Source organism: Cryobacterium sp. MDB2-A-1, assembly GCF_004402675.1.
Taxonomy (GTDB): domain Bacteria; phylum Actinomycetota; class Actinomycetes; order Actinomycetales; family Microbacteriaceae; genus Cryobacterium; species Cryobacterium glucosi.
The window spans coordinates 77,110-93,567 of record NZ_SOFK01000026.1 but is presented as its reverse complement, the minus strand read 5'-3'; the positions used below and the strand labels follow the sequence as shown (position 1 = coordinate 93,567).

Annotated in this window: 13 protein-coding genes and 1 rRNA gene; 8 read left to right on the top strand and 6 right to left on the bottom strand. The window is 69.2% G+C overall.

Going from position 1 to position 16,458, the window contains the following annotated elements; genetic code table 11:
- A 5S ribosomal RNA gene (gene rrf / locus E3O39_RS09105) occupies positions 1-78 on the top strand; the annotation flags it as partial.
- 200 nt (positions 79-278) lie between these two features.
- Here the strand turns inward: rrf and E3O39_RS09100 are convergent.
- Entirely contained in the window at positions 279-1,133 is an 855-nt protein-coding gene (locus E3O39_RS09100; RefSeq protein ID WP_134449745.1) for an RDD family protein, read from the bottom strand.
- 17 nt (positions 1,134-1,150) lie between these two features.
- Here E3O39_RS09100 and E3O39_RS09095 point away from each other — a divergent pair, with 17 nt between their 5' ends.
- Entirely contained in the window at positions 1,151-2,146 is a 996-nt protein-coding gene (locus tag E3O39_RS09095; RefSeq protein WP_134449746.1) for a stage II sporulation protein M, read from the top strand.
- Between the two features lie 14 nt (positions 2,147-2,160).
- On the opposite strand, the gene E3O39_RS09090 is transcribed toward E3O39_RS09095, so the two are convergent.
- The 5 genes from E3O39_RS09090 to E3O39_RS09070 are packed head-to-tail and all read right to left on the bottom strand — an operon-like array spanning position 2,161 to position 7,519.
- Complete coding sequence (locus E3O39_RS09090; RefSeq protein ID WP_134449747.1) at positions 2,161-3,468, bottom strand: DUF58 domain-containing protein; 1,308 nt, start codon at positions 3,466-3,468, stop codon at positions 2,161-2,163.
- A gap of 1 nt (position 3,469) precedes the next feature.
- Positions 3,470-4,441 (bottom strand): MoxR family ATPase, encoded by a 972-nt coding sequence (locus E3O39_RS09085; RefSeq protein WP_134449748.1) that lies wholly within the window; start codon positions 4,439-4,441, stop codon positions 3,470-3,472.
- The gene (locus E3O39_RS09080; protein WP_134449749.1) at positions 4,438-5,691 is read right to left on the bottom strand and encodes a DUF4350 domain-containing protein; all 1,254 of its coding nucleotides are present in this window, start codon (positions 5,689-5,691) and stop codon (positions 4,438-4,440) included. Before E3O39_RS09080 ends, E3O39_RS09085 begins: the two co-directional genes overlap by 4 nt.
- On the bottom strand, positions 5,688-6,371 hold the full coding sequence (locus tag E3O39_RS09075) for a DUF4129 domain-containing protein (RefSeq protein ID WP_134449750.1): 684 nt from the start codon (positions 6,369-6,371) through the stop codon (positions 5,688-5,690). Before E3O39_RS09075 ends, E3O39_RS09080 begins: the two co-directional genes overlap by 4 nt.
- The gene (locus tag E3O39_RS09070; RefSeq protein WP_134449751.1) at positions 6,368-7,519 is read right to left on the bottom strand and encodes a hypothetical protein; all 1,152 of its coding nucleotides are present in this window, start codon (positions 7,517-7,519) and stop codon (positions 6,368-6,370) included. The genes E3O39_RS09075 and E3O39_RS09070 overlap by 4 nt, the downstream gene beginning before the upstream one ends.
- A 135-nt stretch (positions 7,520-7,654) precedes the next feature.
- Between E3O39_RS09070 and mtrA the strand changes: the two genes are divergently transcribed.
- The 6 genes from mtrA (at position 7,655) to secA (ending at position 16,428) form a co-directional block, all read left to right on the top strand.
- Positions 7,655-8,335: an MtrAB system response regulator MtrA gene (mtrA, locus tag E3O39_RS09065; protein WP_134449752.1), complete on the top strand. Its 681-nt coding sequence runs from the start codon at positions 7,655-7,657 to the stop codon at positions 8,333-8,335.
- A gap of 7 nt (positions 8,336-8,342) precedes the next feature.
- Complete coding sequence (gene mtrB / locus E3O39_RS09060) at positions 8,343-10,052, top strand: MtrAB system histidine kinase MtrB (RefSeq protein WP_134449753.1); 1,710 nt, start codon at positions 8,343-8,345, stop codon at positions 10,050-10,052.
- Entirely contained in the window at positions 10,045-11,793 is a 1,749-nt protein-coding gene (locus tag E3O39_RS09055; protein ID WP_134449754.1) for an LpqB family beta-propeller domain-containing protein, read from the top strand. Before mtrB ends, E3O39_RS09055 begins: the two co-directional genes overlap by 8 nt.
- A gap of 97 nt (positions 11,794-11,890) precedes the next feature.
- Positions 11,891-12,625 carry a ComF family protein gene (locus tag E3O39_RS09050; RefSeq protein WP_166787411.1) on the top strand — a complete coding sequence of 245 codons (735 nt, stop codon included), beginning with the start codon at positions 11,891-11,893 and terminating at the stop codon, positions 12,623-12,625.
- Between the two features lie 99 nt (positions 12,626-12,724).
- Positions 12,725-13,432: a ribosome hibernation-promoting factor, HPF/YfiA family gene (gene hpf / locus E3O39_RS09045; RefSeq protein WP_134449756.1), complete on the top strand. Its 708-nt coding sequence runs from the start codon at positions 12,725-12,727 to the stop codon at positions 13,430-13,432.
- Between the two features lie 173 nt (positions 13,433-13,605).
- On the top strand, positions 13,606-16,428 hold the full coding sequence (gene secA, locus E3O39_RS09040) for a preprotein translocase subunit SecA (protein WP_134449757.1): 2,823 nt from the start codon (positions 13,606-13,608) through the stop codon (positions 16,426-16,428).
- Positions 16,429-16,458: the final 30 nt, after the last annotated feature.

Genomic DNA, 16,458 nt, shown 5'->3' with positions numbered 1-16,458 from the left:
CCGAACCCGGAAGCTAAGACTCTCAGCGCCGATGGTACTGCAGGGGGGACCCTGTGGGAGAGTAGGACACCGCCGGACTTAACTTAGAAACACCAGAAAAGCCACCCCACGGGGTGGCTTTTCTGCTTTAACCCGCACACCGCAACCACCAGCCAGCCAGCCAGCCGGCCCGCCCTGCACTGGCCCCGCGCGACACCAGCGCCGCTACGCCCCGGACACGCCGGGCGCGTAACGGCGCAACCGGCGCGCAACCCGTAGCGGGGCGGCGCAGCATCCGCTCAGCGGTTGGGGAAATCGTGGGGGAGGCGCGTGAGCACCGGGCGGAGGCGCTCGAGGCGTTCTCGTTCCAGGAGGAGTGCCGCGTACTCGCGGCTGCGGCGCACGGCGGCGACGCCGGCGAGGAACTCCTCGGGGGAGACGGCGGGAACCGGGGAGACGAAGGGCGCCGCTTCCGCCGCGAGGTCACTTGCCACGCGCACGCGTGTCTCCGGGGTCAGGCGTCCGGACTGGCGGAGGAACTGGGCGATGCGGCGCGAGAGCCGGTCAGGCAGCCGCACGACATCGACGGTGTACGACCAGGTGGTGAGCTCTTGCGGAAGCCCGAGGACCGGCTCGTCGAACCGGGCCACCCGTTCATACTGGCTGTACGTGCCGGCCATCAGGTCGCCGAGGCGCTTGGACTTGCCGTTCAGCAGAGCCGTCGTGGCGGCCAGGCCGCCGAAGGTGAGGTAGATCTCGAAGATCCCGCTGAGGGCGCGGGTGAAGGCGTGCCGCAGCTGAATGGACCCGCCGTCGTCACGCACGATGCGGGCGCCGATCGCGAGCTTGCCGAGCGAGCGTCCTCCGGTCACGGTCTCCACGACAGTCGGGAGGACGAGGATCGAGAACGCGAGCCCTGAAATCGCCAGCGTCTGTGCGAGCGCTGGATCCAGGGCGTCGCCCATGACGAAGTCGACCGCGAAGGCGAGTCCCACGAAGAAACCGAGATAGGCGAGCCAGTCGATGATGGCGCCGGCCGCGCGCAGGATGAAACTCGCCGGCCGCACATCAAGCGCGACCGCCTCGCCAGTGACGAGTTCGTACTCATAGGGAGAACTTTCTCCCTGATCCGCCGCGTTTCCGGGGTGTGCCATGTCTACTATTAGAGCAGATGGACCTCGACGCATATTCAACGGCGCACCGCGCCCAGTGGGACCGCCTCGCCGAGCTCGGCAGGGAGCGGCGGCTCTCCGGCGCGCAGTCCGACGAACTGATCGGCCTGTACCAGTCCGGCGCGACCCAGCTGTCCGCAATCAAGAGCACGGCCGGCTCCACGATCCCGGGGGACCGGCTCTCCGTCGCGTTGTCCCGCGCCCGGCTGCGCTTCACCGGAGCCGGCGCGAACGTCGTGTCCCAGGTGCCTCGGTTCTTCGTCCTTCAACTGCCCGCCGCGCTCTACCGCCTGCGCTGGCTCACGCTGTGCGTCGCGGTCGTGACGGTCGCGGTCGCGGTGCTCTATGCCGTCTGGATCACCGGCGACCCCCGGGTGCTCGCCAACCTCGGCTCCGACGCCCAGCTCCAGCAACTCGTGAACTCTGAATTCGTCGACTACTACTCCGCGAACCCCGCCGCGTCGTTCACCGGCCAGGTCTGGACGAACAACGCCTGGATCGCCGCGCAGTGCGTCGCCTTCGGTATCCTCGGCCTCTACGTGCCGTACATCGTGCTCTCGAATGCCCAGAACATCGGCACGACAGCCGCGGTGATGTTCGCATACGGCAAGGGCGACGTCTTCTTCCTCTACATCGCGCCGCACGGGATGCTGGAGCTCACCGCGATCTTCGTCGCTGCCGCCGCGGGGCTTCGCATCTTCTGGTCCTGGATCGCCCCCGGTGGGCGTACCCGCGGGCAGGCTCTCGCGGCGGACTCGCGAGCCCTCGCGACGGTTGCGATCGGCCTCGTCTTCGTCCTCCTCGTCTCCGGCGTGATCGAAGGCTTCGTGACCCCGGCGCCGTGGCCGTGGCCGGTCAAGATCGGCATCGGCTTCGCCGCGCTGTGTGCGTTCCTGACGTACATGCTCGTGCTCGGCCGACGGGCCGCACGTTCCGGCGAGACCGGCGACATCGGTGAGTTCGAGGCCGGCAGCACCCGCATCTACGCGTCCTGAGGGCCGCGAGCGGGCTACAGTCGGCCGGCGAGCTTCAGGGCGAGGTAGTGGTCGGCGAGGCGGGGCGGCAGGTCCGCTGGCGGACCGGTGACGACGTCGGCACCCTGCTGGCGGATCGCCGCGGCGACCCTGGCGACGTCGAGCAGCGCCCGTTCGGCAGCGGCGGCGCGGTAGACCTGCTCCCGGTCGGCGCGTTCGTGGGTCGCCTGCACGGTCGTCGGGTCGGTGACCGACGCGACGACGACGGTGTGGCGGCGGGTCAGCTGGGGCAGTACCGCGAGCAGTCCGGTCGACGCCCCCGCGGCATCGATCGAGGTCAGCAGCACGACGAGGGCGCGCTGGCTCGTGATCGCGCGCACCTGGGCCGGCACTCCGGCCCAGTCCATTTCGAGGAGTTCGGGGTCGATCACCGCAAGGGTGTCGACCATCCGCGACAGCAGTTCTGCGCCCTGCGCGCCCTGCACCCGGCCGCGCACCCGCCGGTCGAAGGCGACCATGTCGACACGGTCTCCGGCCTTCGACGCGAGCGCGGCGAGCAGCAGCGCCGCCTCGAACGCGGTGTCGAGCCTCGTCTCGTTGTCGATCCGCGCGGCGGAGGTGCGTCCGGTGTCGATCACGATGACCACCCGCCGGTCGCGCTCCGGTCGCCAGGTGCGCACGACCACGTCGTTGTGCCGCGCCGTAGCCCGCCAGTCGATCGAGCGCACGTCGTCGCCGCGCACATACTCCCGCAGCGAGTCGAACTCGGTGCCCTGTCCGCGCACGAGCACGCTCGTGCGCCCGTCGAGTTCCTTGAGCCGGGTGATGCGCGAGGGCAGGTGCTTCCGGGCGTTGAAGGGCGGCAGGACACGGATGCGCCCGGGCGCCTCGAGCGTGGCCTGGCGCGCCCACAGGCCGAGCGGCCCGTACGAGCGGATCGTGACCCGGTCCACCCGTCGTTCTCCCCTCCGGAACGGAGTCAGCGGGAGGGACACGAGCCGGCGTTCCCCTGTCGGGACGGACAGAGGGGTGCGGTTGTTGCCTGCGCCGGCCGACGGTTGCCAGGCATCCCGCACGAGGGCGCGGAGGCGACGGGAGCCGGAATTGGTGACGTACAGCAGGCTCGTCACGGTTTCGCCGAGGCGCACCCTTGCCGGCAGCCTGCGTTCGAGGCGCACGGCCCTGGGCGAGCCGGCCAGCGCGAGGTCGAGCAGGCCGAGCCCGACCGAAAGCAGCAGCCACAGGGCGAGGATGCCGCCCGCGGCCGCCTGGCTGCGTCCGAGCAGCACAATCGGCACGACGCCGAGGGCGACGAGCAGTGTGAACCGACCGGAGACCGTCACCTTAGATCGGAACCTGGACCTGCTGGAGCACGCTGCGCAGGATGGCGTCCACGAACACGCCCTCGAGCTCGGCTTCCGGCTGGAGCTGGATCCGGTGCCGCCAGACCGGGAGGACCATCGCCTGGACGTGGTCGGGAGTGATCGAGTCGTAGCCGCTGAGCCACGCCCAGGCTTTCGTCGCCGCGAGAAGCGCCGTCGTCCCGCGGGGGCTCACGCCGAGCTTGACCGAGGGGCTGCGCCGGGTCGCGCGCGCGAGATCCACGATGTATGCGAGCACGTCCGCGCTCGAGCCGACCTCCATGACGGCGGCCTGCGCGGCGGTGAGCTGCTCGGCGCCTAGCACGGGAGTGACCCCGGCCGCGGTGAGGTCGCGGGGGTTGAAACCGGCGGCGTGGCGGCGGAGCACCTCGAACTCCGCGTCGCGTTCCGGCACGTCGAGCACGAGCTTGAGCAGGAACCGGTCGAGCTGCGCCTCGGGCAGCGAGTACGTGCCCTCGTATTCGATCGGATTCATGGTCGCGGCGACGATGAACGGGTCCGGCAACGGAATCGTCCGGCCGTCGACGCTGACCTGGCGTTCCTCCATCGCCTCGAGCAGTGCGGACTGGGTCTTCGGCGGTGTCCGGTTGATCTCGTCCGCGAGCAGGATGTTCGTGAACACCGGGCCCTTCCGGAACTCGAACTCGCCGGCCCGCGCGTCGTAGATGAGCGACCCTGTGACGTCGCCCGGCATCAGGTCGGGCGTGAACTGAACCCGTTTCGTCTCGAGGCTGAGCGCGTGGCTGAGCGAGCGCACCAGGAGGGTCTTGGCGACACCGGGCACGCCCTCGAGCAGCACGTGGCCGCGCGCGAGCAGGGCGATGATGAGTCCCGTCACTGCGCCGTCCTGGCCGACGACGGCCTTGCCGACCTCGGTGCGAACCTGCGCGAGCGATTCCCGAAGGGAAACGATGGTATCGGTCGGTGTGCTCATGGGTCCATTCTTCCGGGGGTGGTTGCGGTGGGTGGGGCGGATGCCGGCGGATCAGCGGGCAGGCCGCTCGCGGCGATCACGGCTCGCTCCAGGTCCTGGAGGAGGTCGGACTGGGCAATGAGGTCGCGGTCCGTCGCCGGGACTCCGTCGACGAGGACGAAGCGCACCTCGGCCGGTGCCCGACCGGTCAGTGCGGACACCGCGAGCACGACGTCGTCGAGGCTCGCGAGCCTGGACAGCCCGACCCGGGTCGCGAGGCGCTGCACGGTGGCGACCCGCAGGGAGTCGAGGGCGCGGAGGCGCGCGTTGCCGCGGGCATAGAGGCGGGCCCTGCCTTCCATCGTCTCGCTCGCGCGTACGGTCACCGGCAGGTTCTCGGCGACGAGCGGTCCGAGTCGCCTGCCCTGCCACACGGCCGCGGCGAGGAAGACGACCGCGAGCAGCAGGATCGAGGGCGTGACCCAGCCCGGCGTCAACTCGCCGAGGCTCGGCGGGCCGGTGACCGCGACATCCGCCAGGGTCGGCAGGTACCAGATCAGGTCGGCGCTCGGCCCGAGCAGCCCGAGTGCGAGCGCCGCGTGACCGGATGCCGTGATCTCGTCGTTGCTGAAGATGGCGCCATCGGCGACGAGGGTCAGCTCTGTGGACGGCAGGGTCGCGCCGACGACGGCGAATGAGTTCCGACCGGACGGGAAACAACCGATTTCCGCGGAGTCGGCGGGGAGGCTGAGCGTCTTCCCGCCGGGGGCGACGCCGCCTGCCCTGATCGCAGCGGGCAGGTCGCAGCGATCGCCAGGGCCGTCCAGGCTGTCGGCGACCCCGCCGAAGCCGACTGCGGGGGTCAGCGTCTGCAGCAGGAGGAAATCGGGGGAGACCACGACGGTCCGGGGTGCGAGGGCCGCCATGGCCGAGATCCGGTCGTTCGTCAGATAGCCGTTCGGGTCACTGAAGAACAGGGTCGGATCCGTGCTCGCCGCGGCGATCGTGCGAGCCTCGTCCAGGGAGTCCGCTGTCGTGACGCGCACCCCCTGCTGGCGCAGCACCTCGACGAGGGCGCGGGCGCCCGCCGGTGCGGCGTTGTCGGCGGCGAGCGGGGTCCCTCCGCTTGAACCGGCGCCCGCGAGCAGCGTCGCCGCGATGGCGACGAGCAGGGCGCCGACGCCGGCGAGCACCCAGAACCGCGAGCGCCGTGCGGCGGCGCGCAGGGTCGGGGTCGTCGCTACGGCATCGGCGCCCGCGAGAGTGGTCACCGCATTGCCGTCGGGGCCGGGTCTTCGCGGGTCGTCGGCGTCCGCGTGCGCAGGGCGCTTTCGAGCGCGGCGAGGGACAGGAAGCCGGACTCGGTGCCCTCGGCGTTGAGGTAGCGCACGCCGTCGAAGAGGTCAGCCGCCGTCCGGAGGCTGACCCGCTCCTCCGGGAACGCCGTTGCCGCCCGGTCGGCGAAGTTGTGCGCGGTCGTGCCGGGCGTGATGAAGAGCACCGTGCGTTCGATGAGCGACCGTGCCAGGGCCCGGAACATCTCGCTGATCGCGAGGTTCCAGTCCTTGTGCGATGCTGCCGACAGCGCCGCCCGGCGCAACTCGTCTGAGGACCGGGCGTCGTTCCTGCCGAACATCTCGTGCTGCAGGGCGCTGCGCCTGTTCCACCGAGGCAACCCGAAGACGAGCACGGCGACCACGACGACGGCGACGACGACAAGCGTCACGACGAGCGGGACCCAGGGTCCGAGGCCCGCGCCAGACGGCACGCCCAGTGAAGCGAACCAGTCGAAGAAGGCCTTGCTGACCAGGTCGAACCAGGTCGGCCGCGCGGCCTGGTACGGCGGCTTGGCGAGCTCGTCCCGCAACCAGGCCGTGGCCGTCGGGGCATCGGGATCGACAGGGATGCCCCCCAGGAACGGACCAGACCACGCGCCCCCCGCACCGGTCATGACTGCGGGGCCGCCGGCATCCGCCCGGCAGGGACCAGGTACGGGTCGGCAGCGTCGTTGCCGGGGGAAGACTCGACGAAGCGCTGCAGGTCGAGGTCGAGGCCTTCCTTGCGCATCCGCAGGTCGATGTAGATCAGCGCTGTCGTGCCGGACTGGACCACCGCGGCGACGGCCCCGAGTACGAGGCTCAGGAGAATGGTCAGCACGTACAGCACGATCACGGGGATCCAGGAGTCGATGGCGCCGGTCGGGTCGATGAGGGAGACCGCGACGCCGCCGAGCAGCGACAGCGGTGTCGAGACGATCTGCGAGACGATGTTCACAATCGCGGCGACAAGGAACTGCACTCCGAGCGTGCGCCAGAAATAGCCCCTCGTGAGCGACCACGATCGGGCGATGGCCGCCCCGATGCCGAGGCGTTCGAGCACGATCAGGCTCGGGACGAGGGACGTCTTCGTGGCCAGCCAGGCCGAGAGCGCGAGGATGCCGAGTGCGCCGAGGATGCCGAAGACGATCCCGAAGACGACGCCGGCTCCTCCGAGCAACACGAACACGACGACGACCCCCGCGACGATGGCCAGGCCGAGGAGAAGGGCTCCGCTGAGGATCGCGGACCAGAGTGCGAGCGGCCAGAGGCGTCGGCCGGCCGCCCGCCAGAGCTGGCCGAGCCGGAGCTTCTGGCCGAGCATGGCACGGGAGACCTCGACGACGATGACGCCCTGGAGCATCGCGGAGGCGATCACGGAGAGGAGGATCGGCACGATCGCCGACAACACGATGGTGAGGTTGGCGCCGGCCTGGACCGCGTCCCTGTCCGCGAGCGGGGCGCTGTCGACCCTGCCGAGGGCGAGCACCGTCACCGGGCCGACGATCAGCAGGGTGACCAGGAGGATCGCGCCCTGCACGAGGAGTGCGCTTCCGAACGTGGCCTTGGGATTGCGCCGCAGCACCTGGAAGGGCGCCCAGAGCAGGGAGCCGAAACCGAGCGGCCGCAACGGGAGGAGGCCGGGGCGCGGCGGCGGGGTCCACGCGGGAGGAGGACCCCAGGCCTGGGGTGCACCGGACGCCGGCGGCGGCGCGTATTCGCCGTAGCGCGGTCGATCGTACGCGTCACCTGTCGGTGCGTGCCAGTTCTGCGGGTCCGTCACGAGACCTATGCTGGCATACTCGGCATCGAAACGGGCGCGACGGGCAATGCCAGCCCCCCTCGACTACTCTGGTGTCAGTGATTGCATGACTCACCGGGAGTATTCCCTCCGGTGACCTAAGCAGAAAACGGTTGGATGAACGCACGCATTTTGGTCGTCGACGACGACACCGCGCTGGCGGAAATGATCGGCATTGTCTTGCAGGGTGAAGGTTTCGACCCGCACTTCTGCGAAGACGGCTCACTCGCGCTCGACGCATTCCGGACGATCAAACCCGATCTGGTTCTGCTCGACCTCATGCTGCCCGGCCTCGACGGCATCGAGGTGTGCACCCTGATCCGCGCCGAATCGGGAACGCCCATCATCATGCTCACCGCTCGCACCGATACGACGGATGTGGTCAAGGGCCTCGAATCCGGCGCGGACGACTACATGGTCAAACCGTTCAACCCGAAGGAACTCGTCGCCAGGATCCGCACGCGGCTGCGGCCGGTGTCAACGGATTCTCCCGCGAACCTCTCGATCGGCGACCTCACCGTCGACGCCGCCGGGCACGAGGTGCGCCGCGGCGACCGGCAGATCGGCCTGACCCCACTCGAATTCGACCTCCTCCTCACCCTCGCGTCCCGTCCCCAGCAGGTGTTCACCCGGGAGATGCTGCTCGAGCAGGTGTGGGGCTACCACTACAAGGCCGACACCCGGCTCGTGAACGTGCACGTGCAACGCCTCCGCGCCAAGGTCGAGGACGATCCGGACAACCCCCGCATCGTGATGACGGTCCGCGGTGTCGGGTACCGGGCCGGCGCGGCCATCTAGGCTCCGCATGGCCGAACCGACCGGGTTTGCCCGAACATGGCGCAGGGGGTGGCGGGACTGGCGCGACTGGAGATCCTGGCGTGCCCGCCTGCTTCGCACCTGGCGGTCCTCCCTGCAGTTCCGCACCGTGACCATCACGGTCGTGCTGTCCGGCATCGCCATCGTCATGGTCGGCGTGTATGTCTCGGTGAGCGTCGGCAACGATCTCTTCCAGTCCCGGCTCAGCCAGGTCGAGCTCGACTCGAACCGGGCGACGAGCGCGGCCCAGGGGATCCTGGATTCCTCGGACGCGGCCGACCGGGTCCAGGTGCAGAGCCTGCTTGCCTCGGCGCGGAGCGCCATTTCCGCGGCGTCCTCGAGCCGGCTTGTCGCCGTGTTCCGGGTTCCCGGTCAGGACCCGTCGACGTCCGTGCCCCAGGACTTCTCGACATTCGGCGACTCGACCGAGGTCATCTCGCCCGAGCTGCGCACCGCCGTCCAGGGCTCGCCGGGCACCCAGTTCTGGCAGTCGGTGGCCCTGGCGACGGATGACGACGGCCAGGTCGCCGGGATCGTCGTCGGTTCGCAGATCACCGTCCCCGTCGCCGGCCGGTACGAGCTCTACATCGGCTACAACCTCGGCGAGGCGGAAACGACACTGCAGTTCGTGCAGCGAACCCTCGGCATCGCCGGGCTCCTGCTCATCATCCTGATCGGTGCGGTGACCTGGATCGTGGTGCGCTTCGTGGTGACGCCGATCCGGGTCGCGGCCGAGACCAGCCAGCGGCTGGCCTCCGGGGACCTCGGTGTGCGGCTGCCCGTCAAGGGCGACGACGTCATCACGACCCTCGCCCGGTCGTTCAATGGGATGGCGGACAGCCTGCAGAGCCAGATCAAGGAGCTCGCCGACCTCTCCGAGGTGCAGCAGCGCTTCGTCTCCGACGTGTCGCACGAGCTGCGCACCCCGCTGACGACGATCCGGCTGGCCGGCGACATGCTCTACGATCAGCGGGCCGCCTTCCCCCCTGCGACGGGTCGTACTGCGGAACTCCTGCACACCCAGGTCGAGCGATTCGAACTCCTGCTCGCGGACCTGCTCGAGATCAGCAAGTACGACGCCGGGTCGGTCGAACTCGAGGCCGAGCCGACGAACCTCGTGCACCTCGCCGCAGATGCCGTCGAGGGCCTGCGGTCGCTCGCCGAATCCAAGGGCACCCGGCTCAACCTCGTCGCCCCGGGAGGACACCTCGACGCGGAGGTCGATCCCCGTCGCATCCGCCGGATCATGCACAACCTGATCGGCAACGCGATCGAGCACGGCGAGGGCAAGCCCGTCATCGTCTCGGTCGACAGCAACGAGTCCGCCGTTGCCCTCTCGGTGCGCGACTACGGCCTCGGCATGAGCCAGGTCGACGTCAACCACGTCTTCGACCGGTTCTGGCGGGCAGACCCCTCCCGCAAGCGCACCATCGGCGGCACGGGCCTCGGCCTCTCGATCTCACTCGAGGACGCGACCGTGCACCGCGGCTGGCTCCAGGTCTGGTCGAGCCCCGGGAAGGGCTCGTGCTTCCGGCTGACCCTGCCCCGGACCGCGCGCGGCGAGATCACGAGCTCGCCGAGCCCGCTGCCGCCGGAGGACGCCGGGTCCGACGGAACCCTGCCGCGCCTCACGGTCGGCGAGGTCGGCCGGGCCGGGGTCAAGGGCGCCCAACACGGTGAGGGAGCGATCCATGACTGACCGGAGCGACGGCATCCGCCGTGCAATCCATGCGACCCGGGAAACCCGTGGAGGCGGACCCTGGCGCGCAGGGGGCACGCTGGCAGCCCTCCTCGTGCTCGCGGTCCTGCTCAGCGGATGCTCGGGGATTCCCCGGAGCGGCAGCGTGCGCACCGGGCAGGCGGTCGCAGCCGGGGACAACCCCGCACCCGTCTTCCTGCCGTCGCACCCGCAGGCCGATGCCAGCCAGGAAAGCATCCTGCGCGGTTTCATCGACGCCCAGACCAGCCCGGAGAACGACTACGCGATCGCCCGCGAATTCCTCGCCCCCGGTTTCAGCGGCGCCTGGGCGGCGGATGCCGGGGTGACGGTCGACGACGGGACGGCGCGCACCATCATCCCCGTCGACGGCCAGACCATGCAGTTCTCGGTGAATCCCATCGCCGACGTCGACGGGATCGGTGAATACCACGAGGTCGAGTCTCCCTCGCCCGTCGTGCTGCGCTACCAGTTCCAGAAGGTCGGTGACCAGTGGCGGATCAGCGCTGCGCCGAACGGCACCGTCGTCGACCAGACCACGTTCAGCGACGTGTTCAGCTCCCAGGCGCTCTACTTCTTCGATTCGAGCTTCGCGTTCCTGGTGCCAGACCTGCGCTGGTTCCCGCGCGGGGGCGCCACCCTGACCAAGATCGTCAACGGAGTGCTGCACGGGCCGAGCCCGTGGCTGGGCGGGGCCGTTGTCAGCGCGTTCCCCGATGGAACCAAGCTCACCGCGGATGCCGTGCAGGTCGTCTCGCGCGACGCGAAGGTCGACCTCAACGGCGAAGCCCTGAACGCAGACAGGGTCACCCTGCAGCGGATGCGGGCGCAGCTCACAAACAGCCTCCCCACGGGCATCACCGTCACGATCTCGATCAACCAGAACTCCCAGGACATCGGGGACCTCGGCGCCAACGCCCCGATCGTCAACCCGCGGGTGGACGCCCGGGCGCTCGTACTCCGTCAGGGCGCCTTCGGGTTCCTGTCCGCAGCAGGGAAGACGGTCACCCCGATCCCCGGGCTCTCCGACCAGGTCGTCGCGCTCGGCCCGACGGCGGTCACCCTCTCACCGGGGCAGACCGTCGCGGCGGCGCGGGCCGCGACAGGGGTCTCCTCCGTCCGGGTCGGCGAGGTCGCGAAGCTGCTCGATCCGCGGCCCGGCCTCATCGCGCCGGCCGTCGACAACTTCGGCTACGTCTGGTCCGTGCCCTCGAACCGTCCCGGTGAGCTGTTCGTCTACAGCCCGAACGGGGATGCGACGGCCGTGCCGACCTCCTGGCCGGAGGCCTCCGGAATCGTGGCGTTGCGGGTGTCCCGGGACGGTACCCGGCTGATCGCGCTGCTCACCTCTGGAACGGAGACCCGCTTCGTGGTCGTCTCGATCAAGCGGGACAAGTCCGTTCCGGTCGCCCTCGGAGACGAAGTCCAGCTCCAGTCCGTTCCGGGCATCCCCCTCGACGCCACCTGGATCGACGAGCTCACGGTCGCCTACCTCGTCGCGCTCCCGACCGGAGAGGACCGCATCGTGACCCAGCAGCTCGGCGGCGTCAGTTCCAGCATCGAGTCAGCGCCGGGCAGTGCGACGATCACGGGAAGCAACACCCTGAGGGACGTGCGCGCACTCGCCACAACGGGCGGCCTGATGATGCAGCGCGGAGTCGGCTGGCAGGAGCGCATCGACGACGTGACTCTCGTGGCCACCCAGCAGGGAATCGGCGGGTAGGCGCGGGCCTGTCCTCCACAGCGCCGGCGCACGGCCGCGCGCGCACCGCCGTGCGCTCGCGATCATGCGCTCGCGTCAGGTCGGGCAGTCTGGCGGCATGACCGGGACCGGCGCGGCACGAACGGCACGAACGGCACGGGAGGCGTGGCGGGCCGTCCTGGACGCGTGGGCCGTTCTCCTGCCCACGGCGTGCAGCGGTTGCGGGGCGCCGGACCGCGCCCTCTGCGCGGCCTGCCGCGCCCTCCTGGTGCCTGCCGTGCGCGTGACCGAGCGCGGCGGCCTGCGGGTCTGGGCGGGGCTCGACTATGCCGGCGTTCCGCGACGCGTGATCGCGAGTTTCAAGGACGGAGGGCGAACGGATGCCGCCGCCGCGCTCGCCCCTGCGCTCCTGGCCGCGGTCGTGGCCGCGCTCGCCGCAGTGGAGTCCGGCGGACCAGTGGAGTCCCGCGGCGCTGCGGAGACCGGCATCCGCCTGGTCACGATTCCCTCGTCGCGACGGGCCTGGCGGGCGCGCGGTTTCCTCCCGGTCGAGCTGCTGCTCCGCCGGGCCGGACTCGCACCGCACCGGGTCCTCACCGGCCGGGAGACCGCCGACCAGGTCGGGCTCGACCGTGCCGCCAGGTCCAGGAACCGGGACGGTTCGCTGCGCGCCCTTCGTTCCCTGACCGGGGTGCGCTGCCTGCTCGTCGACGACATCGTGACGACGGGCGCCACCGTTCTCGAAGCCCGCCGCGCCATCCTCGCCGCCGGGGGAGAGGTCGTGGGCGTGGCCGCCCTCGCGGAAACCCGGAGACGCCTACCTGTCACACATCGTTCATCAGAAACCGATTGACAAATTGCGGTGACTTCTCCCGCCGGCAGGGCTACGGTGGAGCTAAAGGCGCGCACCAATCGCCCGGGACCGGGCGGTTCGCCAGATCTGGAGGTCGTCATGGAAACTAATATCGTCGGACGAAACCTGGGGATCACTGATCGTTTCCGGTCATATGCGTCGGAAAAGGCTGAGAAGATCGCCGGCCTTGCCGACAAGGCCCTCGCCCTCGAAGTCAAGCTCAGCCGGAACCGCGAAAAGGGTTCAGCCACCGGCAATGACAGGGTCGAGCTGACCCTGATCGGGAAGGGTCCCATCGTCCGCGCTGAAGCGGACGGTTCGGACAAGTACGCAGCCTTCGACGTGGCACTCGGACGGCTCCTCGAGCGCGTGCGCCGCGCCAAGGACCGCCAGAAGCTGCACCGTGGCGGAGCGCACCGCCCCACCTCGCTGCACGACGCGGCATCCGTTGACTTCAGCGTCGTCGACATCAAGCCGGCCGACGCCGAAACCCTCGACGAGGTGCGCACCGGAGTCATCCGGGTGATCCGCCCCACCGAGTCGGAGGCGGCCGCCGCGGCCACCGCCGCCGAGGAGGAAGCGGACGAGGTGTACACGCCGGTCGTCATCCGCCGCAAGGTCTTCTCCGCCGCCCCGATGACCGTCGACGACGCCCTGTACTTCATGGAACTCGTCGGGCACGACTTCTACCTGTTCCAGGACTCCGAGACGAACCGGCCGAGTGTGGTCTACCGCCGCAAGGGCTGGGACTACGGGGTCATCGAACTGGCCGAGAACAGCGAGGAGTTGCGGGTCGCCGCCGAGTAAGGCGTCCGGTAGGCCGTCGAGTGCACTCCCTGACCAACTAGCATTGTTATAGTTGCCGCACACCGGCGCACAACAGTGCCGGCGTGGTTCAATCCGTCGCGTGAGCAGCCAGACCCTGGTTCATCTCACCGAGACGACAGGCGTAACGGCGCCGTGACTAGTGGAGTGCATTCGTGGCCTCAATCCTTGAAAAGGTTCTTCGTGTTGGTGAAGGACGCGTTCTGCGTCGTCTCGAGCAGTATGCGAAAGCCATCAATGCGCTGGAAGAAGACTTCAGCCAGCTCACCGACGAGGAGCTGAAGAACGAAACCGTCGTGCTGCGGGAACGCTACTCGAACGGCGAGTCGCTCGACGACCTGCTGCCAGAGGCGTTCGCCGCCGTACGCGAGGCCTCGACCCGCACCCTGGGCTTGCGGCACTTCGACGTGCAGCTCATGGGCGGGGCGGCCCTGCACCTCGGCAACATCGCCGAGATGAAGACCGGTGAGGGCAAGACGCTCGTCGCGACGACCGCGGCGTACCTCAACGCCATCACAAGCCGCGGTGTGCACATCATCACCGTGAACGACTACCTCGCGAGCTACCAGAGCGAGCTGATGGGCCGCGTGTTCCGTGCCCTCGGCATGACCACCGGGTGCATCCTCTCCGGCCAGACCCCCGCGCAGCGCCACGACCAGTACCTCGCGGACATCACCTACGGCACGAACAATGAGTTCGGCTTCGACTACCTGCGCGACAACATGGCGTGGCAGGCAGCCGACATGGTCCAGCGCGGCCACTACTACGCGATCGTCGACGAGGTCGACTCGATCCTGATCGACGAGGCCCGCACCCCGCTGATCATCTCCGGCCCGGCATCTGGCGAGGCGAACCGCTGGTTCACCGAGTTCGCGAGCCTGACCAAGCGGCTCGTCCCCGAGGTCGACTTCGAGGTCGACGAGAAGAAGCGCACCGTCGGCGTGCTCGAACCCGGCATCGAAAAGGTCGAGGACTACCTCGGCATCGACAACCTCTACGAATCGGCGAACACCCCGCTGATCTCGTTCCTGAACAACGCGATCAAGGCGAACGCCCTGTTCAAGAAGGACAAGGACTACGTCGTGATGAACGGCGAGGTTCTCATCGTCGACGAGCACACCGGTCGCATTCTGATGGGCCGACGGTACAACGAGGGCATTCACCAGGCCATCGAGGCCAAGGAGGGTGTCGCGGTCAAGGCCGAGAACCAGACCCTCGCGACAGTCACCCTGCAGAACTACTTCCGGCTCTACACGAAGCTGTCCGGCATGACCGGAACCGCAGAGACCGAGGCAGCCGAGTTCATGAGCACATACAAGCTCGGCGTGGTCTCGATCCCCACCAACAAGCCGATGAAGCGCATCGACCAGTCCGACCTCGTCTACAAGAACGAGGAGGCCAAGTTCGGCCAGGTCGTCGAGGACATCGTCGGCAGGCACGAGAAGGGCCAGCCCGTCCTCGTCGGAACGACGAGCGTCGAGAAGAGCGAATACCTCTCCCGCCTGCTCGCCAAGCGCGGGGTCCGCCACGAGGTTCTCAACGCGAAGAACCACGCGCGGGAAGCCGCGATCGTCGCCCAGGCCGGTCGCCTCGGCTCCGTCACGGTCGCCACGAACATGGCCGGTCGTGGAACCGACGTCATGCTCGGTGGCAACGCCGAGTTCCTCGCCGTCGCCGAGATGAACGCGAAGGGCCTCAGCCCCATCGAGACGCCCGAAGAATACGAGACCGAGTGGGACGACGTCTTCGCCGCGGTCAAGGCGAAGGTCTCCGAGGAAGCCGAGAAGGTCGTCGAGGCCGGCGGTCTCTACGTTCTCGGCACAGAGCGCCACGAATCGCGCCGCATCGACAACCAGCTCCGCGGACGCAGCGGACGCCAGGGCGACCCGGGAGAGAGCCGCTTCTACCTGTCCCTGACCGACGACCTGATGCGCCTCTTCAACGCGGGAGCCGCCGAGAGCCTGATGAGCCGCCAGGGTGTGCCGGATGACATGGCGATCGAATCCAAGGTCGTGAGCCGCGCCATCCGCTCTGCCCAGTCGCAGGTCGAGGGCCGCAACGCCGAGATTCGCAAGAACGTGCTCAAGTACGACGACGTGCTCAACCGCCAGCGCGAAGCGATCTACGGCGACCGCCGTCACATCCTCGAGGGTGACGACCTCCACGAGCGCACCCAGCGCTTCCTGGAAGACGTGATCGACGAGGTTCTCAGCGTGCACACCGGTGAGGGCAACGGCGACGACTGGGACTTCGACGCGCTGTGGACCGAGCTCAGAACCCTCTATCCCGTCGGCATCACCATCGACGAGGTCATCTCCGAGGCAGGCAACCGGGGCAGGATCAACCGCGACTTCATGCGCAGGGAGATCCTCTCCGACGCTCGGGTCGCCTACCAGAAGCGCGAAGCCAGCCTCGGCTCCCCGGCCATGCGCGAACTCGAGCGCCGCGTCGTGCTCTCCGTGATCGACCGCCGCTGGCGCGAGCACCTCTACGAGATGGACTACCTCAAGGACGGCATCGGCCTCCGTGCGATGGCCCAGCGTGACCCGCTCGTCGAGTACCAGCGTGAGGGTTTCGCCATGTTCCAGCAGATGATGGGCCAGATCCGCGAGGAGACCGTCGGCTTCCTGTTCAACCTCGAGGTCGAGGTCAACCAGGCGCCAGATCCCGTCGCCGCGCCCGTCGTCGTCGCCAAGGGCCTCACCCCCGGTGAGGATTCCGGTGCCGACAAGCTCAGCTACACCGCACCGAGCGATTCCGGCGGAGTCGAGGTGCGCAACCAGCGCGGCCAGATCCAGCAGGCCGCGACCGACCGTGCCCGCCGGGCCGAGACGGACGCGAACGCAGGAGATGCCCCTGCGGAGGAGTCAGCGGCTCCCGCTGGTCCTCCCCGTCGCGGCGCCTTCGGCCAGCGCGACTCCGGGACGCCGGCCGTTCCGGTGAACCGCGCCGAGCGTCGGGCCCAGGGCAAGAAGTAGCACCGCCCGTCGCACACGACGGAAGGCCGG

Coding starts and splice junctions, on each gene's coding strand:
- E3O39_RS09100 (WP_134449745.1), bottom strand. CDS start 1,133: ATGGCACACCCCGGAAACGCGGCGGATCAGGGAGAAAGTTCTCCCTAT.
- E3O39_RS09095 (WP_134449746.1), top strand. CDS start 1,151: ATGGACCTCGACGCATATTCAACGGCGCACCGCGCCCAGTGGGACCGC.
- E3O39_RS09085 (WP_134449748.1), bottom strand. CDS start 4,441: ATGAGCACACCGACCGATACCATCGTTTCCCTTCGGGAATCGCTCGCG.
- E3O39_RS09075 (WP_134449750.1), bottom strand. CDS start 6,371: ATGACCGGTGCGGGGGGCGCGTGGTCTGGTCCGTTCCTGGGGGGCATC.
- mtrA (WP_134449752.1), top strand. CDS start 7,655: ATGAACGCACGCATTTTGGTCGTCGACGACGACACCGCGCTGGCGGAA.
- mtrB (WP_134449753.1), top strand. CDS start 8,343: ATGGCCGAACCGACCGGGTTTGCCCGAACATGGCGCAGGGGGTGGCGG.
- E3O39_RS09055 (WP_134449754.1), top strand. CDS start 10,045: ATGACTGACCGGAGCGACGGCATCCGCCGTGCAATCCATGCGACCCGG.
- E3O39_RS09050 (WP_166787411.1), top strand. CDS start 11,891: ATGACCGGGACCGGCGCGGCACGAACGGCACGAACGGCACGGGAGGCG.
- hpf (WP_134449756.1), top strand. CDS start 12,725: ATGGAAACTAATATCGTCGGACGAAACCTGGGGATCACTGATCGTTTC.